Raw genomic sequence first — 17012 nt, forward strand, 5'->3', positions numbered from 1 at the left:
AGTCATTTTTACCACCGAGGATATGTGATGAACTCCACCGTACGTCGCTGGCTTGCCAGCGCAGGGGCCATGCGCCGCATGCTGTCCACGTTTGCTCCCTATCTCGGAGCAGGCATTCGCGTTACCGATATTGCCGATGACTTCAGCTCGGCAACGGTGGAGATGGGCCAGCACTGGTACAACACCAACTACGTCGGCACCCACTTCGGCGGCTCTCTCTACAGCATGGTTGATCCCATGTACATGCTGCTACTGATGCGTAGGCTGGGGAACGACTACATCGTGTGGGACAAATCCGCGAGCATCGATTTTATTCGCCCCGGCAAAGGCAAGGTGATGGCCCGGTTTGAGCTGACCGATGAGCGTGTTGACGAGATCCGCGCCGCAACGGCAAACGGAGACAAAATGCTGCCAGAGTGGGACGTGGATATTGTTGATGAATCCGGTGATCTGGTCGCGCGCGTGCACAAAGTACTCTACGTGCGTCGCAAAAATCGTTGAAGCGGGCTGGTCAGCCCGGCTCAGTCGAAGCGCCGCGCTTCGGTCAGGCGCCCTTTCCAGTAATAACCGCTGATTGAGGACTGGATAACGCCTGCAGACGTGGAGGCGTGGATAAACCGGTCTCCGCCCATGTAGATGCCCGCGTGCTGTTCCTTGCCGCCAATCTGGAAGAACACCACGTCGCCCGGCTGAATCTCGCCAGGATGAACCACATCACCATCGGCCAGCATTTGGCCGGTTGTCCTGGGCAACTGTTTGCCGAGCCCTTCCTGATAGGCGGTAAGAATAAATCCGGAGCAATCGAAGCCGTCAGAAGAGGTGCCGCCGTATTCGTAGGGGGTTCCCCGGTAGCGCTCGAACACCTGCCAGAGCTTCTGTGCCTTGTCGGAACCGGATGCCTCAACAGGCAACGGCTGCACCGGCGCGGATGAGGACGGCTTGATATTTCCGCTGCTGGCGCAACCGCCAAGTACAAGCGCCATGACTGCCAGAGCGAAAAGATTTTGCAGGGAATTGCGCATGCTCAATCCTGTATCGGTGTCCTCATCCTACACTCTAAGCCTCGGGCGGCCTGATGTCAGGTTACGGTTCGTGAGATTTTGTTGATCTTCTGGTTGATTTCGGAGGCCTCGAACCGGCGTCAGGAACCTCCGGACAATCAGGTTTCCCGGATCAGGTCCGGCCTGTCATGCCTCGGGTTATTGACCTCCTGGGACACGGGAACGGCTTTCAGGTGTTGCGGGTCCAGGCGGTGGGTTACTGCCCGTATCCGGGTGCGATCACTGATTTCCGGGTTCAGCCAGTCCCTCAGACAGCCGGGGTGGAGTACCACTGGTTGGCGATCATGAATGTGTTTCAGGCTCTCGCTGGCGGGCTCGGTAATAATGGCGCAGGCGGTGGTTTCGTCGCCCTCCCTCGGTGTCCAGAGACCGGCAAAGAAAATGGCCGGATTCTCCCCGGTGTCCGATGGCGTGATGTAGTAAGGCGTCTTGCCCTGTTCACTCTGCTGCCATTCGTACCAGCCATTGGCAGGAATCAGGCAGCGGTGGTGGGCAAAGGCGTCCCGGAAGTACTTCGAGGTAGCCGCTGTTTCTGCCCGGGCATTGATCGGGGCGGGGGCCTTTTCATCTGCCCAGGACGGGCGAAAGCCCCAATGGGAGTGCGCCATGATCAGGCTACCGTTCATGCTCATGCGGATCATGGGAATGCCAGTACCGGGCGGAATGTTGTAGCTGGGATTAAAGCGCCCGTCCACTTCCATACCTTCGGGAAAAAACTCGAGGATCAGCGTATCCGGAGGTGTATAAAACGTGAATCGTCCGCACATGGTGTCGGCTGCTTCCTGTCCCGGGTTTAATGGGGAGCGGTCCTCATGGGAGCCCGCTGGTTCGTATTTTGTTAATCTTAGCAGATGCTGAAAATATCCAACGCTGTTGAAATTGGCGACTGGGAGATCGAAATCACCCAGATCCGCGCCCAGGGTGCCGGTGGCCAGAACGTGAACAAAGTGGCCTCCGCCGTGCACTTGCGCTTTGATATCCCCCACTCTTCCTTGCCGCCTTTCTATAAGGAGCGGCTGATGTCGCTCAATGATCAGCGAATCAGCAAAGAGGGTGTGCTGATCATCAAGGCGCAATCCTTCCGGACCCTGGAACTGAACAAGGAAGATGCACTGGAGCGGCTCAAAGAGCTGATTCTGGAGGCGGTAAAGCCCCGCAAGGCTCGCCGACCCACCAAACCGACCCGCGCTGCCCAGCGCAAGAGGGTGGATCGTAAAACCCAGCGAGGTAAAACCAAGGCCCTGCGGGGCAAGGTGTCGGTCTAGCCAGTTCCCGACCGACTGTTCAAAGTCAGGCCGAAGCCTGGCTCTGGTCGCCAGACTCAACCTCTGCCAGAAAGGCCCGGATATCCTCGAAGGCCTCTTCGGCCTCCGGAAGCAGTGGCACGAAGATCTGCCACACATGCACCATGCCCGGCCAGGTGTGGAGCGCGACCGGAGAGCCGGCAGCCTTTGCCCTGGCGGCATAGCGACGGGCATTGTCCAGCAACATCTCGGTGTCGCTGGCCTGTATCAGTGTTGGTGGCAGGTCCCTCAGGTCCCCGCGCAGTGGCGAGGCAACAGGGCTTGTCGGTGAGACCCGGAATGCCGCCAAGGTGGCCCACCAGATCACTGGCAGGGGGATTTTCGACAAGCCTCCGAACACAGGCCCGAGCAGGGGATCGGTACCAATGTTGTTGCGGTTGCTCGGCGCCGTCAGGGTCAGATCGGTGGAAGGCGAAAAAGCGATTGCGGCGTCGGCCTGTCGCAGGCCATTGTCACGAATCCACGCAATGAGCCCCAGGGTATGACTGCCGCCGGCCGAATCCCCGGCGATCAACATAAAGTCTGAAGGCTCGTCACCGTCCGGCCCGTGCTTCAGCAGCCAGGAGTAGGCATCCCGGCAATCCCGGACACCGTCCATGAAACGGTTCTCAGGCATCAACCGATAATCCACGGCAAAAACAGCGGCACCAGTGATCGCCGACAGCCTGTCCGTAATCGCCCGATGGCTTCTGGGGCTGCCGGCAGCCCAGGCACCCCCGTGGATGTACAGAACTCGCCGCCGCGTATCGCAACCCGGGGCCAGGACCCACTCTCCCCTGGGCGATGCGTTGAAACGAAACTCGGAAGCCAGCTCCAGCCCTTCACTCAGGCCATCCATGTGTTTGCGGAGCGCCATCAGTCTTGCCTTGCCCCGAAGCCCCCTGGAGGACTCGCCCATCTCCCGGATGCGCCCCAGTACCTCGCGATTTGCCGGGCTTGGTTTGCCCTCCCGAACCGGAGGATTGTCTCCATCCAGATGCGACAGATCCTCAAGCCGGAACAGCAGAAACGTTGCGGCAACAATGAATACGATGACGGCAAGAATAATCCAGAGCATGGTCGATCCGTACGTTATTGGCCCCTCGTTGCGGGGCGAACTATCCTCTAGATAATACTCGCAGATTTGTCCCGGTTCTGCCCGGAACGGTCACAGAAGGAGTCGCGTGTTGCAAATTGCCTATCGGGCCAAAGACATAACCGAAGCCCACATCGTGGCAGGTCTGTTGGAAGCCAACGGTATTGAGGCTTATGTGGGCGGCCACTATCTCCAGGGGGCAATGGGCGAGATCGGTGCCGCAGGTTTCAGTAATGTCCATGTCGGTGACGAGGATCTCTACCGGGCACGACAACTGGTGTCAGAGTATGAGCAGACTTCCGGTGGCAGTGTCAGCCGCGCGGTTAGCGACGATGAGGATCGCCCCGACCACTACGCTCGCTGGTTCCTGTTCGCCCTCGCCATCCTCACCCTGATCCTGCTGCAGATCTACTGACTGATCGATCTGGTGTCAGCGGGCGTAGCCCTATCCACATATTACAAGCAACAGGAGACGAAACTTATGGCAGACCAACCTGTAATGCTGATCACCGGCGCGTCGTCGGGTATTGGTGCAGAGACAGCGCGAGCAGCGGCGAAAGAAGGTTATCGTCTGGTGCTGGCGGCCCGTTCCGAAGACAAGCTCAAAGGCCTGCAACAGGAACTGGGTGACGAGGAAACGGTGTTAACGGTGCAGTGTGACGTCCAGAGCGGTGATGATCAGAAGAACATGGTCGATCAGGCTCTGAAAGCCTTTGGCCGTATTGATGCGGTGTTCGCCAATGCCGGCCGGGGCGGTGAGCCGGGCGGATTCAGCGGCGCTGATCCTGAGGTCTGGAAGGACATGATCCTCACCAATATCTACGGTGTCGGGCTCACGCTTCAGCACTGCATGCCAGCGCTCAGGGAGAGCAAGGGCCACTTGCTGCTTACCGGCTCTGCGGCAGGTCGTGCCACCATCCCCGGTTCCATGTACAGTGCGACCAAATGGGCGGTTTCCGCCATTGGCTATGGTGTTCGTGAGGAGCTTCGTGGCTCCGGTATCCGCGTTACCCTGATTGAGCCAGGCATGGTAGACACGCCTTTCTTCGATGAACGTCCTGGCCACGCACTGAAGCCGGAAGACATTGCCAATGCGGTCATGTATGCCGTGGCGCAACCGGCACATGTGGACGTCAATGAGATTCTTGTCCGGCCCACGCCCAAGGTTGAGTAAATCAGCAGATCAGCCACAACGGAGGTTGTTTTGAGCCAAACAGATCGCGTCGCATTGGTAACCGGGGGCGCTCGGGGCATCGGCCGGGGCATTGTACTTCACCTGGCCAATGCCGGTTGGAAAGTGGCGTTCTGTGATACCGACAAGGCCGTGGGTGAGCAATTGGCCGCCAGTGACAAGCACCAATTGCGCTTTCTGCCAGGCGATGTGGCCTCGGAAACCGATGTGAAGCACATCCTTGCCGAAACCCTTCGCTGGGGCGGCCGCCTGGACGCCGTTATCAACAACGCCGGAATCGCCAATCCGGAGACCGGACCAGTGGAGGACCTGAGCCTTGAACAGTGGCAGCGTCGGCTGGATGTGAACCTGACCGGGCCGTTCCTGGTCACCAAACACTCGGTACCGCACCTTCGAAAAACGAAAGGCGCTATCGTAAACATGGCCTCGACAAGGGCGCTTCAATCAGAGCCAGACACCGAGGCGTACGCTGCCACCAAGGGAGGCATTGTGGCTCTGACCCATGCCCTGGCCGTGAGCCTTGGTCCGGATCTCCGGGTTAACTGTATCAGTCCGGGCTGGATTGATACCCGGGCCTGGCAGGGAGGCTCAGAACAGGTTGAACCGCTCTCCGAAACCGATCACTTGCAACATCCGGCGGGCAGAGTAGGGCAGCCCGGTGATATCGCCTCATTGGCGGCTTACCTGATATCGCCCGAAGCTTCGTTTATCACCGGTCAGAACGTCGTGGCAGATGGCGGCATGGTACGCAAGATGATCTACGAGGAATAAGGAATTGCCACGGATCTTCTTCGGCCTGGAGCTCCCCTCCGAAATCAAGGAGCGGTTGCTGAACGTCAGGGTCTCGGTGCCGGGCGCCAAATGGCAGAGTGCCGAACAATTGCACATCACACTGCTGTTCCTGGGTGGGGTGGAAGAGAGCCGTCTGGAAGCCGTGGTTGATTCTGCCCGTGCAATTCGACCAACCCCTTTCGAGCTGGAAGTCTCAGGCCTGGGCTGTTTCGGCCAGTCGCGGAGGCCGCGGAACCTGTGGGCCGGCGTGAAGCCGGAAGCGCCGGTGGCCGCCATCCACGAGGCGCTGGGGTTGCGAATGGAGAAGCTCGGGTTTGAGGCGGAGCGCCGGTCCTTTCTTCCGCATATTACCCTGGCCCGATTCAAGCGACAGCCGGGCTCTGTTGAGCGCCTGCTGGCCGAACAGGGTGCATCTGTGTTCGGGCAATTTGCGGTAACCGAGTTCGCCCTGTTCGATAGCAAACCGGGCCCGGCAGGGTCTGAGTATCGTGTCATCGAACGCTTCCCGCTGAGTGGGCCCGGGGAACGGATTTAGCTTGACGAAAAGCCGTCGCTCCACCAAAGATGAGGGCAAATCAACGCCTTTGCTGAGGTGTCTATGTGTCCCCCGTTTTCCGATCCTGATCAGCGCCTGTATGTCCGCAATGCCACGCTGGCGGATATTCCCGGCATCATCCAGCTCAGCCGTCGGGTTTATGAAGGCACCGGCATGTACGGCTACACCAAGGGGCCGTTGACCGGTCAGATCAATACCTTTCCTGACGGGCAGTTTGTTGCCATGCTTGGGGATACTGTGGTCGGCTACTGTGCCACGTTCCGGATCGCCGAAGAGATCGCCCTGGCCGCTCACGACTGGACTTCCATAACCGGCAATGGCTATGCCTCAAGGCATGATCCGGAAGGCGACTGGCTCTACGGAATGGAAGTCTGTGTTGATCCGGAATGCCGTGGCTACCGCATCGGTGAGCGGCTTTACAACGAGCGCAAGCAGTTATGCCAGACGCTGGGGTTGCAGGGTGTGGTCTTCGCCGGGAGATTGCCGAGTCTGCGCCAGCGCCTCAAGAAGTTCACCAGTGTCGAAGAATACGTTGAAGCGATCCGAAGCAAGGAACAGAAGGATCCGGTGCTGTCCTTCCAGCTTCATCAGGGGTTCGAGGTGCACGGCATCATTCCGCATTATCTGGACGCCGATCACGACTCCATGGGCTATGGCATTCACCTGGTCTGGCGCAATCCAAAAGTACCCCAATCCGAGAAAAACGGGCGCAGGAAACGGTACGGTCAGCGCATGCGCGATACCGTGCGAATCGGCACGGTTCAGTATCAGCAACGCCCGGTAGCGTCGTTCGATGAATTCAGTGAGATTGTCCGGTATTTCGTGGACGTTGTTTCTACCTACAAAGGCGACTTTGTCGTGTTTCCGGAGCTGTTCACCCTGCAGCTTCTGTCCATTGAGGCCCGCAAGGGCAGCCCCGCCGAGACCTTTGCCGCCGTTACTCATTACGCCGAGCGCTACCGCGAACTGATGCGCGATCTGGCGTTGCGCTACAACATCAATATTGTGGCCGGCTCCACCCCGGTCCGTGAGGAAGACGGCACCATCCGGAACATGGCGTACGTGTTTCTCAGGGATGGCCAGGTGTTCAGCCAGCCCAAGATCCATCCGACGCCCAACGAGGCCTTTTGGTGGAACGTGCAGGGCGGTAACCGGGTCAGCGCCATCGAGACCGACTGTGGCACCATTGGCGTGCTGATTTGCTATGACGCGGAGTTTCCGGAGTTGACCCGGCATCTGGTGGATCAGGGCGTGCATATTATCTTTGTGCCCTTCTGTACCGACGAACGGCAAAGCTATTTGCGGGTGCGCTACTGCTGTCAGGCCAGGGCCGTTGAAAACCAGGTCTACGTGGTGTTGTCCGGCAACGTGGGCAACCTGCCGAACGTGCCGAACATGGAAATCCAGTACGGCCAGAGTTGCATCCTCACACCCTGCGACTTTCCGTTTGCCCGGGATGGCATTGCTGCTGACACGGAACCCAACGTGGAAACCGTCGCTTTTGCCGATCTGCGCCCGGAAGTGCTGATCACCGCCCGCAACAGTGGTACCGTGAAAAACCTTCAGGACCGCCGGCACGATCTTTACAGCGTGACCTGGCGCGGTGAGTGAACCGGATCGACAGGAGTGTCGTTTTGCCCGATAAAGGGTCCGTACAGCCCAGACGCATCGGACGTCGGCTTTTCTGGATCGGTGGCCCGGCACTGCTCGCCTGGCCCCTGGCAGTCGCAGGCTGGTCTTTTGCCATTGATCAGGGCTCGATAGGCATGGCGTTGCCGGATATCCGGTCTGGTGGTTGGGAAGTCACCGGAAGCCAGGCGGATATCAGACCCTCTGTCACGGCCGATAGTGATTCTGCGATTATCGAATTTGCTCCTTCCTCGCTGATTATCACGGAATATCTCGCCTATACAGGGGCGGAGCAGCCGTTGAAGTTCAACACCCTGCGCACAGACCTCAGCAATTCCACCGTTACCTTGGACTATGGCGCGTCAGGGTCCTGGGCAGACCGCATTGCGATTGACGGCGATATCGCCGTTTCTGCCACCCGTGTTGAGCATCCGATCCTGTTGCCGCAGGCATGGAACTTCGAGGGAAGGGCAGAAGGTCGCCTTTCCGAACTCCGCGTCCAGGGAACCTTGGTTTCTGGCTCTGGTTTCTCCGCCGATCTCGACGTTCAGCTTGACCCCGATGGCGGCGTTTCGGTTGCTATCGAGTCTGTTATCGACGGTAAACAGGGCGTTCGGGCCCTGGCAGGCACTCTGTCTGGCTGGCCGGATCTTCTGACCGTCGATTCCGGCAATGCCCGCCTTTGGATGGCAGTTTCCACCGGCAGGGGCGGTGAGCTTGAAGCCAGTGGGATCGCGGATTTGCAGGATGTCAGGGGTGTGTATAACCGCACGGCCGTGACCGGTCTCTCCGGCCGGGTGCGGGTATCTCTGGAGAATTCGCAGGTGGCGGCCAGTTTCAGGGACCTGGCCGTTGGTGAGATCAATGCCGGCATCCCCGTCAGCTCGGTTCGGTTCTCGGCGGACTACAACGCCCCGATGACGGAACTGCTGGCCGGAACTCTGGAGGTTCAGCAGGCCAGAGCCCGGTTCCTTGAAGGCACGCTCAGAGTTCCTCCTGCGGTGTACGAGTTGGCAGGTGGCTCTGGCCGTATCCCCGTTGAGGTTGAGGATATCTCCCTGAGCCGTCTGATGGCGGTGTATCCAGCGGAGGGGTTGTCCGGAAGCGGGCAGCTTCGTGGAAGAATCCCTCTGGGTATCAGTGGCGACGGGGTGCAGGTGAGTGCAGGAACAGTGTCAGCCATAGACCCGGGTGGCCGTTTGCACCTGCCGGCGGACAAGCTTCAGGCAATGCTGGGTGGCAATCAGGCCATGGATGTTGTGGTTCAGGCGTTGCAAAACTTTCACTATTCAGTGCTTAACAGCACGATAGACTACGATGAACAGGGTAAGTTGACGCTGGGCCTTCGACTTGAAGGCAAAAACCCGGAGCTCAGGGGCGGGCAGCCAGTGGTGCTCAATGTCAATCTTGAGGAAGACATTCCGGCGCTTCTGACCAGTCTTCAGTTGAGTGGCCGGGTGAATGAAGCCGTTACCAGACGTGTCCGGGAGTTGCTGCAGGAATCCGGTGAGGAGACAGCACCATGAGAAAACTCTTGCGGCCCGAAAGGCCGCCATTTGCGAGAATACTGATGACAGCGATGTTGCCACTGTCCATGGCGGCCTGCACACCCACAGTGCAGATGGCAGCACCCAAAGAGCCGATTACGGTCAACCTGAACGTGAAAATCCAGCACGAAATCTACGTGAAAGTGGATAAGGAAGTGGATGACCTGTTCAGCGAACAGGGTCTGTTCTGACTGTACGCGGAAAGTTTGAGGGGTTAACGATGAAACGATTGATGCAGATGTTTGCGCTGGTTCTGGCGTTCGGTATCAGCGCCTCCGTTCTTGCCATGGGGCTGGACGAAGCCAAGCAGAAACTGGAATCGGTCAAGCAACAGGGGCTGGTTGGAGAAACGCCAACGGGTTATCTGGAGGTGGTGCGCGCCGAAGGGCAGGCCAGCGAAGTGGTGGAAGCCATCAATAGCGCCCGCCGGGATGAGTACAAGCGGATCGCTGAGAAACACAACATTCCCGTCACCCAGGTGGAGACCGTTGCCGGTAAGAAGGCCATCGAGAAAACACCGGCCGGACAGTACGTGCAAATGGGCGGCAAGTGGGTGAAAAAGTAGCCCGACATGGCCAGGTACAAGCCCTGGTTACCGTTTAACGCTCTTCTGCCTTGGTTTGCCGCCTTTGGGCCGTTTGCTGGAGGCGGGTCTTTTGCCAGGCGCGGGTTTCCCTTTAGGGCCTGGTCGCCGAGCAACGGCGGGCTTGCCCGGTGCTGATGAAGATCCAGGCTTTCGATTGGTCTGTGGTTTGGTCTTCGCCCCGGGCTTCTTTTTTGCAGGCTTGCCAGAGTTGGGCGGCGCCTCTGACGACGAATCCCGTATGGCATCGAACAGCCCGGCCAGTTCTTTCTCGGTCAGGTCCCGCCATTGGCCCACCGCGAGCCCTTTCAGACTGACGTTCATGATCCGGATACGTTCGAGTTTGGTAACCTCGTAACCAAAATACTCACACATCCGGCGAATCTGGCGGTTCAGGCCCTGAACCAGGGTGATCCGGAAGACAAATCGTGACTCCCGCGACACCTTGCACTTTTTCGTCATGGTTCCGAGGATCGGCACACCATTGGCCATACCCTCCACGAACTCCCGGGTGACGGGCTTGTCGACGGTAACCAGGTATTCCTTTTCGTGGTTGTTGCCCGCTCGCAGGATCTTGTTGACCAGGTCGCCGTTGCTGGTCATGAAGATCAGGCCCTGGGAGTCCTTGTCCAGGCGTCCGATCGGGAAGATGCGTTCGCTGTGACCCACAAAGCGCTGGATATTGTGTTTCTCCGCGCTGTCCGTGGTACTGACAATCCCTACCGGTTTGTTCAGTGCAATGAACACGAGATCTTCTTCAGCCCGTGGCTCGATCACCTGGCCGTTCACCTTGACCGTGTCACCCGGAAGCACCTGGTCGCCGACGGTCGCCCGTTTGCCGTTGATGTAAACATTGCCTTGCTCGATGTATCGGTCAGCCTCCCGGCGGGAGCACATACCGCTTTCGCTGATGTATTTGTTGAGCCGGGTGGAATTGCCAGAGGTCATCGGGAGTCCGGTTGCCAGTGAGAATGTAGGGCATCATATCAGTCTGGAACACCGGTCGCAGCAGGGCTGGTTCTTTCTAACCGTCTCTGCCATTCTTGGCGGCGCCCTCAACCAATCAAACAAAAAAGACCATCATGGAAAAGACACGCATCACTATTGTTGCCGTTACCTGCATTGCCCTGTTCTTCCTGACCAACTACCTGTTCCGGTATCTGATCGGATTTACCGGGTTGCTGGCTTCATTGGTCATTGCGGCCCTGATTGCCGTCTACATGAGCTTCTCTGTGGCCCGGACCCTCGAGCGTTTGCCAATGCCGGAGGAGCGCTCACGGGCGCTATGGATTTATGGCGGCTTTCTTGGAGCCCTGTTCGTCGCTTTCGGCGCCTGGATGTTCCTGGATGCCGGGATGGATGCGGTCACACTTGCCACCCTGTTTGTTCACTATTTGCCCTATCCGGCTCTCGCGCATGCGCTGCTATCGGATAAGGCCGTCGGGATGTTCCTGAAGAAGGATCGTCCCGGGGGATAAGGTGTTACAATATAACGTTTCGATTCTTTAAGGAGTGCCTCCGACGCCATGGCTCAACCTATTCCCACCAGTCTGATACTTGGTTTTCTCGGTGTCGGTAAAACCACTGCCATTCTGGATTTGCTGAAAAACAAACCGGAAAACGAGGTCTGGGCCGTTCTGGTCAACGAATTCGGCGAGGTGGGCATTGATGGCGCCATGCTGCAAACCGAGGGCGCCTTCATCAAGGAAATACCCGGTGGCTGCATGTGCTGCGTGGCCGGCCTGCCGATGCAGATCGGGCTCAACCAGCTGATCCACAAGGCCAAGCCGGATCGGCTGCTGATCGAGCCCACCGGGTTAGGGCACCCCTCCCAGATTCTGGACACCCTGACCAGCGAACACTACCAGGATGTGCTGTCGATGGGCCCGGTGATCTGCCTCGTAGACCCTCGCAGGCTCGAGGAGCCGAAAGTGCTAGGCAATGTGCAGTTCCGGGATCAGGTGGCTGCGGCAGATATTCTCGTTGCCAACAAGACTGATCTTTGCACGCCGGAGCAACTGGCTCATTTTGATGAGTGGGCCTCACAACTGGAACCCGCCAAGCGGGCGATTCACCACACGCGGTTCGGACAGCTTGCGCCGGGATGGCTGGACGGCCAATCGGATGCTTTGCCGGTGACCGATCCGGAAGCTCACCATCACCACCATCATAAGGCTGCATCGCCGGCCCCCGCTATTGATGACGAGCCCTGGCAACAGATTACGAATCAGGGGCAGGGGCACTTCAGTGTTGGCTGGCGGATTCATCCGGAACTGATCCTGGACGAGAACGAGTTGCTGGTGATGGCCATGGACTCGGCGTTTGTGCGCTTCAAGGCTGTCGTTCACACAGTCGATGGCTGGCGGGCAATCAATGTTGTCGATGGTGCTCTGACCGTCATTCAGGGTGAACCGCAGGCCTATAGCCGGGCGGAAATAATCGCGTCTGATCAGATTGATGCCCGGGAACTTGATGCCCGCATGCGGGCGGCCGCAGGTCTGGATCCGAGGTGAACGAGTGAGCCTTTGTCCGGTATGTGAGCAGGGCAGTCTCTTGAAGTTCCGGGTGGTAAATACCCAGCGTTACCTTCGATGCGATGTCTGCCAGGCCACGGTGATGGATGCGTCCTGCCGGCTATCGCCCGAGCAGGAACGGGACATCTATCAGCTCCATGACAATGACCCGTCTGATGCGGGTTACCGGAAATTTCTCTCAAAACTGACGGAACCTCTTCTTGAGCGACTGCCACCGGGCGCCAGCGGCCTGGATTTCGGCTGTGGTCCAGGCCCGGCTCTGGCGCAGATGCTTGAGGCGGAAGGCATGGACGTCAGTCTCTACGATCCCTACTTTTATTCATCGACGACCGTCCTCGATCAAGCCTACGATTTCATCACTTGCACCGAGGTGGTCGAACATCTCTATGCGCCGGCTGCCGTCTTCAGGGATCTGGACCGGATGCTCAGGCCTGGTGGCTGGCTGGGGGTGATGACCTGCTTCCAGACCGACGATGACCGGTTCGACAACTGGCACTATCGCCGTGACCCGACCCATGTGGTTTTCTACCGGGAATTCACCTTCAAGCTGCTGGCCAACCGGTTTGGTTGGCATCTGGAGATACCGAGAAAGGATGTGGCGCTGTTCCGGAAGCCAGCCTAGGGCCTTTTTTGCGAGCACTCCGGTAGTGCAGGACAGTGTTCTGCGGATTTGGCATCGTCATGGCTCAGCAATTCCGACTGACCAAAACGATCCGGTGCCAGAGACGCAGCACACCGCGCAGCCTGCTTTGCTGTCCCCGAACAGCCGCTTTCCTGCAATGCGAAAGCAAGGTTGTTCCAGCCCTCGGCGAACTCCGGAAAACGTGTTGCCGCGCGCAGGAAATGGCCCCTTGCCTCATCCCGGCGGCCCAGTTTCCAGGCCAGGTTGCCTCTGGCCATGGTGGCCGTCGGTTGGTCTGGCCAGGTGATTTCGGCCGTCTCATAGGCGATGCCAGCGGCGGTGGTTCGCCCGGTTGTTTCAAGGTCATGGGCGGATTGCAGAAAACGAAGTGGTTTTGCGGTCGCAGGCACCCGGTCCGGCGGCAGAATGGTCACGGCCCAGTTGTCCGCCCGCCCCCAGGTGTTGCTGAAAACCTCCAGATCTATGGCCTCCCGCTTGCGGGTATCGGTATGGAGGATCAGGTCTCGCTCCTCCGAGTCGTAGCCCATGACAACTGCAAAGTGCCATTGGGGCCACCAGTCGAATCTCAGATTCTGCATCACCAGCACCGGGTTGCCCGAGTCGATTTCGACCAGCAGGCTCTCGAGCTCTCCATCCAGCGGGTAAACCAGCATGCCGTGCGCCCGCGCGGCGGCCACCATCTCGACCTGAAGGGACCCTTCGCGACCGGGGATGTAGACGAGTTCTTTGAGGATGTCGGGGTCGGTTTGAAGTCCATGGCTATTGAGCATCATTGCCAGGGACGCCGGGCCGCACTGATACTTCTCCTGCGGGTAGAAAGGCACATCGTCCAGAGTAACCCGATCGGGCCTTGAGAGCTGGTCGTCTTTAGGTGACGGCCACTCTGGCGTGCTCGCACAGCCAGCCAGCAGGCTGACCGTCAAAAACACGGTCAGCACGCCGGAAATGGCTTTGAGTCTGGAGAACAGGACTGCCACTGCCCGCTGCTAGCGGATGCAGTTCACGAACGGGAAGATGTTCGTGGCGCAGAGCATATCGGTGATGATGAACACCAGCAGGAACAGCACAATAATGCCGACAACATCCTGCCCTGCAGGTGCTTCGGCAAGCTGACGCTCGAACTCCGCCAGTTCCGCGGGCGTGAGGTTCTGGATGCGTTCCTTGACCTGGTCCTGGCTGACCCCGAGATCTGCCAGCTTGGCCTGAACGTCCTGTCTGTCGAGCATGCTGATAAGCTCTTGCCGATCCAGTTGAACCTGTTGTTGGCCGATCATCTCGCCGGTTCCAACCATGCCGGCAGTAGCGGTAGCCGACCAGACAGAGCCCAGCGCCATCATCATCGCCATGAAAAAGGAAACGTACCTCAGGTGTTTGCGAATGCCTGACATGATTCACTCCTGTTATTGGCTACTTCCGCTGTAGCTGATGTGTTGGGTCATGTTGCACTACTTTCACGATAGATCAGTCTGTTGCGTTCCCTCAACCTACAAAATGTTCATGATCCCCGGACTTCAAGCTTGCGCTCCGGCCAATGGAGGATCGCTGAGCGAGTAACCATCCTGGTGGCCAGCTCAGGATAAGCCTGGCGGATAACCTCGGCCCCGAAGTCTGCCAGGAATGCCGATTTCAGTTCCGCCCGGGCTTTCTGCGTGCCCGGCTCCTGATAGGGCGCAGAGCAAAGCAGCAGGAAACCATCGTCGGGAATCCGGCCGCTGTCCATATTGCTTTTGATAATCCCTGCCGCCTGGCGGATGGGGTGAGATAGATCCGGACTGTAGGGGCCAATGATCAGGGCCACGTTCGGCGCGTGCAGGAAATCGAATCCCCGGCCGAGGCAGATTACCCATTCCCGGTGCTCGATGTTCAGCTCCCGGTCAAACTGGCGGATCTCGTTGACGTGTCGAATATTGCCCTCAACCAGGGGCAGCAGATCGCGTTGCACCGGTTCCGGCATATCCGGACAAAGGGATGCGATTTCGGAGGCCATGTCGTCAAGTCTCGACACGGGAATGGTGGACAGATCCAGCGTTCGCTCCTGGCTACCGTGCAGAACCAGCGCATCCTCGTCACTCTCGAAACCACATACCAGGGGATAGACCGTGCGGTGGCCGTTCCCGAACAGTTTTTCCACCTGGCTGCGGATCTGGAACGCATGGCGCATGGCGGCCTCACGGTCGCAGTCAAAGCCGGCGCAGCCCCGTTCCCGTAAACCTTTTGAGTAGTGATAGGTAATGATGATCAGCACCCGGCGCCCCTGACTGACTGCCTGCTGTACCGTGTCCGCAAGCATGTCGCCCAGATAGGGCCAGCCCAGCTCAAAGATGCCGCCGAGATTCCTGAAGGGGTGTATGACCCCAAGGGGCGTCTGGGTCACGTAGGGCAGGTGAATGCGGCCGTCCATGCACTTCATGGCAATGATCTGGGTGTTGTGCTCCGCCAGGTAACGCTGCCTGGCCAGATGGTTTTCCGGGCTGCAGAAGCTGGCCGAGTGGGCCCGGCTGAGTTCCATCAGCCAGTCGATGCGTTCCGAAATGGGGCGTGCATGTACCGGTGTTGTCATGGCTGTGTCCTGTGATGTTCAGAAGGTCGACAGGCCGGTGGCCTCCATTATCCGATAGCGCCAGTAGCGAAGCCTGGATTCATCGGCCCAGTCCTCGTAGGGCAGGCTCATTACCGGATCGTCCCCGGGCCCTTGTTGCCATTGTTGGTTAAAAAAGTCTCTGGCCCGGATGGCAACCTGCGACTGGTCCGCCACCGACACCCAGACGTCGGCTTCGAGATTCAGGTCGTCAAGATTGCGCCTGGTAAAATTCGCCGATCCCAGCAACAGCTCTGTTGCGCCGTTTTGTTTGTCTAGCATCAGAAGCTTACTGTGACATTGCTCGCCCAGGGTATTACACCAACGGACGGGAACGCCTGCCCGAACCAGTTCCATGGCTACCTGTCGATTGGGAATGCCACTCTTATGGTGGCCGAAGGCCTCGTTGTTGGCATCAAGCAAGACCCGCAGCGCCACGTTCCGTTTTGCCGCATCTATCAGGGCTTCGACGATATCGCGGTGGGAAAGATAGAACATGGCCATATCCAGTCGGTCGCCTGCTGAGGCCTTTCGAATCATCGCCAGAGCCTCATTCAGGATGGCTGATTCGGTCAGCACTGCCACCCGGGGCGTTGCAGGTTCATCGGGTGGCGCAGTCGGTTCGGAAACCTGGCCGATTTGCTCATCGATCGGTTGGGTGTCGGCGCCGGACATGGCGAGCACGGCACGCTCGCTTTTAAGCAGATCAATCACCGCCGGGCCCTTGAAACTCAGCCCCAGGTTGCTGTGCCGGCTGCTGCCGTCGTGGGGGTTGGCCGAAGTAACAATGGCTCTTAGTGAACCGGCCTCATCCGCAACTACAACCTTGCGATGGTTGGCCTTGAAGTTCAGTAGCGCGAGGTAGCTTCGAAGGGTAACGGGCCTGGTGCCCAGGGCGTTGTCCAGCCAGACGTCCCGTGGGTTGTTTCCGAACCACTGGCAACACAGGCGCCAGATCGCAGACCAGGTCGGGTTGCTGTCTCTGAGTGGACGAAGCGCGGTCTCCACAACTGGAATGCCACCATTACGCAGGGCCTCGAACCAGGGTGAGATAGTGCCGCCGTACATGGTGTTCAAAGGATCGGAGATCACTGTGATGGAGAGCTCCGGTTTTTCTGCCTTCCTGGCCAGCAGTGCCTCGGTCAGTTGTTGTGCCAGAGGGCGGTGGGCGACATTCTTCGGTGCGGTGCTGTTAAATAGAAACATGTCGACGAGAATGAACTCGTTGGCCTGTCCCACAAGCCGGAACACCTCGTCGAAGATTTCATGGTCGCGCTCTTCCCGGCCGTCCTGATAGTGACGGGTGACGTCTGTCAGCAGCACGGGTTCCTCCAAAGGCACCGCGGTTCCACGATAGCTGATGCCCGGTGGCAGTGGCTTTTGTGTGTGGTACAGGCCGATGCCGGCCAGGGTGAGCAACAGCAGGAGAATCAGTAACTTCAGTGTCATGTGTGTATTTCCATCATCCCTGAGGTAAACGACGGCATAACTATACGTGACCTCTCTCTCAGGTAAACA

At 58.6% G+C, this 17012-nt stretch carries 21 protein-coding genes; 13 read left to right on the plus strand and 8 right to left on the minus strand.

Annotated elements, in window-relative coordinates:
• Positions 1-27 precede the first annotated feature (27 nt).
• The gene (locus tag NUW46_RS05965; protein WP_418141624.1) at positions 28-501 is read left to right on the plus strand and encodes a DUF4442 domain-containing protein; all 474 of its coding nucleotides are present in this window, start codon (positions 28-30) and stop codon (positions 499-501) included.
• A gap of 20 nt (positions 502-521) precedes the next feature.
• Here the strand turns inward: NUW46_RS05965 and NUW46_RS05970 are convergent, their stop codons facing one another.
• Together NUW46_RS05970 and NUW46_RS05975 are read right to left on the minus strand one after the other, a co-directional pair.
• On the minus strand, positions 522-1022 hold the full coding sequence (locus NUW46_RS05970; protein ID WP_418141625.1) for a C40 family peptidase: 501 nt from the start codon (positions 1020-1022) through the stop codon (positions 522-524).
• Positions 1023-1159: 137 nt separating this feature from the next.
• Positions 1160-1828 (minus strand): SOS response-associated peptidase, encoded by a 669-nt coding sequence (locus NUW46_RS05975; protein ID WP_418141626.1) that lies wholly within the window; start codon positions 1826-1828, stop codon positions 1160-1162.
• An 84-nt stretch (positions 1829-1912) separates the two neighbouring features.
• Between NUW46_RS05975 and arfB the strand changes: the two genes are divergently transcribed.
• Positions 1913-2326: an alternative ribosome rescue aminoacyl-tRNA hydrolase ArfB gene (gene arfB, locus NUW46_RS05980; RefSeq protein WP_153634501.1), complete on the plus strand. Its 414-nt coding sequence runs from the start codon at positions 1913-1915 to the stop codon at positions 2324-2326.
• A 25-nt stretch (positions 2327-2351) separates the two neighbouring features.
• Here arfB and NUW46_RS05985 read toward each other — a convergent pair whose 3' ends face one another.
• A complete protein-coding gene (locus tag NUW46_RS05985; protein ID WP_209398589.1) occupies positions 2352-3422 on the minus strand; it encodes an alpha/beta hydrolase in 1071 nt (356 codons plus the stop codon).
• Between the two features lie 106 nt (positions 3423-3528).
• Between NUW46_RS05985 and NUW46_RS05990 the strand changes: the two genes are divergently transcribed.
• The 8 genes from NUW46_RS05990 to NUW46_RS06025 all read left to right on the plus strand — a co-directional run bounded on the left by NUW46_RS05990 (position 3529) and on the right by NUW46_RS06025 (position 9721).
• Positions 3529-3855: a DUF2007 domain-containing protein gene (locus NUW46_RS05990; protein ID WP_418141627.1), complete on the plus strand. Its 327-nt coding sequence runs from the start codon at positions 3529-3531 to the stop codon at positions 3853-3855.
• Positions 3856-3921: 66 nt separating this feature from the next.
• On the plus strand, positions 3922-4614 hold the full coding sequence (locus tag NUW46_RS05995; protein WP_418141628.1) for an SDR family oxidoreductase: 693 nt from the start codon (positions 3922-3924) through the stop codon (positions 4612-4614).
• A gap of 30 nt (positions 4615-4644) precedes the next feature.
• Entirely contained in the window at positions 4645-5403 is a 759-nt protein-coding gene (locus NUW46_RS06000; protein ID WP_418141629.1) for an SDR family oxidoreductase, read from the plus strand.
• 4 nt (positions 5404-5407) lie between these two features.
• Entirely contained in the window at positions 5408-5959 is a 552-nt protein-coding gene (thpR, locus tag NUW46_RS06005) for an RNA 2',3'-cyclic phosphodiesterase (protein ID WP_418141630.1), read from the plus strand.
• 63 nt (positions 5960-6022) lie between these two features.
• Positions 6023-7591, plus strand: coding sequence for a bifunctional GNAT family N-acetyltransferase/carbon-nitrogen hydrolase family protein (locus tag NUW46_RS06010; protein WP_069184208.1), 1569 nt, complete (start codon positions 6023-6025; stop codon positions 7589-7591).
• A gap of 23 nt (positions 7592-7614) precedes the next feature.
• Positions 7615-9135, plus strand: coding sequence for an intermembrane phospholipid transport protein YdbH family protein (locus NUW46_RS06015; protein WP_418141631.1), 1521 nt, complete (start codon positions 7615-7617; stop codon positions 9133-9135).
• Positions 9136-9179: 44 nt separating this feature from the next.
• Complete coding sequence (locus tag NUW46_RS06020; RefSeq protein ID WP_418142014.1) at positions 9180-9347, plus strand: YnbE family lipoprotein; 168 nt, start codon at positions 9180-9182, stop codon at positions 9345-9347.
• Positions 9348-9376: 29 nt separating this feature from the next.
• Positions 9377-9721, plus strand: coding sequence for a YdbL family protein (locus NUW46_RS06025; RefSeq protein ID WP_136631634.1), 345 nt, complete (start codon positions 9377-9379; stop codon positions 9719-9721).
• 27 nt (positions 9722-9748) lie between these two features.
• Here NUW46_RS06025 and rluF read toward each other — a convergent pair whose 3' ends face one another.
• Positions 9749-10687, minus strand: coding sequence for a 23S rRNA pseudouridine(2604) synthase RluF (gene rluF / locus NUW46_RS06030; RefSeq protein WP_418141633.1), 939 nt, complete (start codon positions 10685-10687; stop codon positions 9749-9751).
• A gap of 134 nt (positions 10688-10821) precedes the next feature.
• On the opposite strand from rluF, the gene NUW46_RS06035 reads away from it, so the two are divergent.
• The 3 genes from NUW46_RS06035 (at position 10822) to NUW46_RS06045 (ending at position 12895) form a co-directional block, all read left to right on the plus strand.
• Complete coding sequence (locus NUW46_RS06035) at positions 10822-11217, plus strand: hypothetical protein (protein ID WP_069184212.1); 396 nt, start codon at positions 10822-10824, stop codon at positions 11215-11217.
• Positions 11218-11265: 48 nt separating this feature from the next.
• Positions 11266-12252, plus strand: a complete 987-nt coding sequence (locus NUW46_RS06040) for a CobW family GTP-binding protein (RefSeq protein ID WP_222466323.1) — start codon at positions 11266-11268, stop codon at positions 12250-12252.
• Positions 12253-12355: 103 nt separating this feature from the next.
• Entirely contained in the window at positions 12356-12895 is a 540-nt protein-coding gene (locus NUW46_RS06045) for a class I SAM-dependent methyltransferase (protein ID WP_418142015.1), read from the plus strand.
• Here NUW46_RS06045 and NUW46_RS06050 read toward each other — a convergent pair.
• From NUW46_RS06050 to NUW46_RS06065, 4 genes are all read right to left on the minus strand, one after another.
• Positions 12892-13893 carry a PA2778 family cysteine peptidase gene (locus tag NUW46_RS06050; RefSeq protein WP_418141634.1) on the minus strand — a complete coding sequence of 334 codons (1002 nt, stop codon included), beginning with the start codon at positions 13891-13893 and terminating at the stop codon, positions 12892-12894. The genes NUW46_RS06045 and NUW46_RS06050 overlap by 4 nt on opposite strands.
• A 9-nt stretch (positions 13894-13902) precedes the next feature.
• Complete coding sequence (locus NUW46_RS06055) at positions 13903-14304, minus strand: PA2779 family protein (RefSeq protein WP_418141635.1); 402 nt, start codon at positions 14302-14304, stop codon at positions 13903-13905.
• Positions 14305-14411: 107 nt separating this feature from the next.
• The gene (locus NUW46_RS06060; protein WP_136631630.1) at positions 14412-15476 is read right to left on the minus strand and encodes a carboxysome shell carbonic anhydrase domain-containg protein; all 1065 of its coding nucleotides are present in this window, start codon (positions 15474-15476) and stop codon (positions 14412-14414) included.
• Positions 15477-15494: 18 nt separating this feature from the next.
• Positions 15495-16943 (minus strand): phospholipase D family protein, encoded by a 1449-nt coding sequence (locus tag NUW46_RS06065; RefSeq protein WP_418141636.1) that lies wholly within the window; start codon positions 16941-16943, stop codon positions 15495-15497.
• Between the last annotated feature and the right edge of the window lie 69 nt (positions 16944-17012).

Source organism: Marinobacter sp. MA (assembly GCF_048298425.1).
Lineage (GTDB): Bacteria > Pseudomonadota > Gammaproteobacteria > Pseudomonadales > Oleiphilaceae > Marinobacter > Marinobacter salsuginis.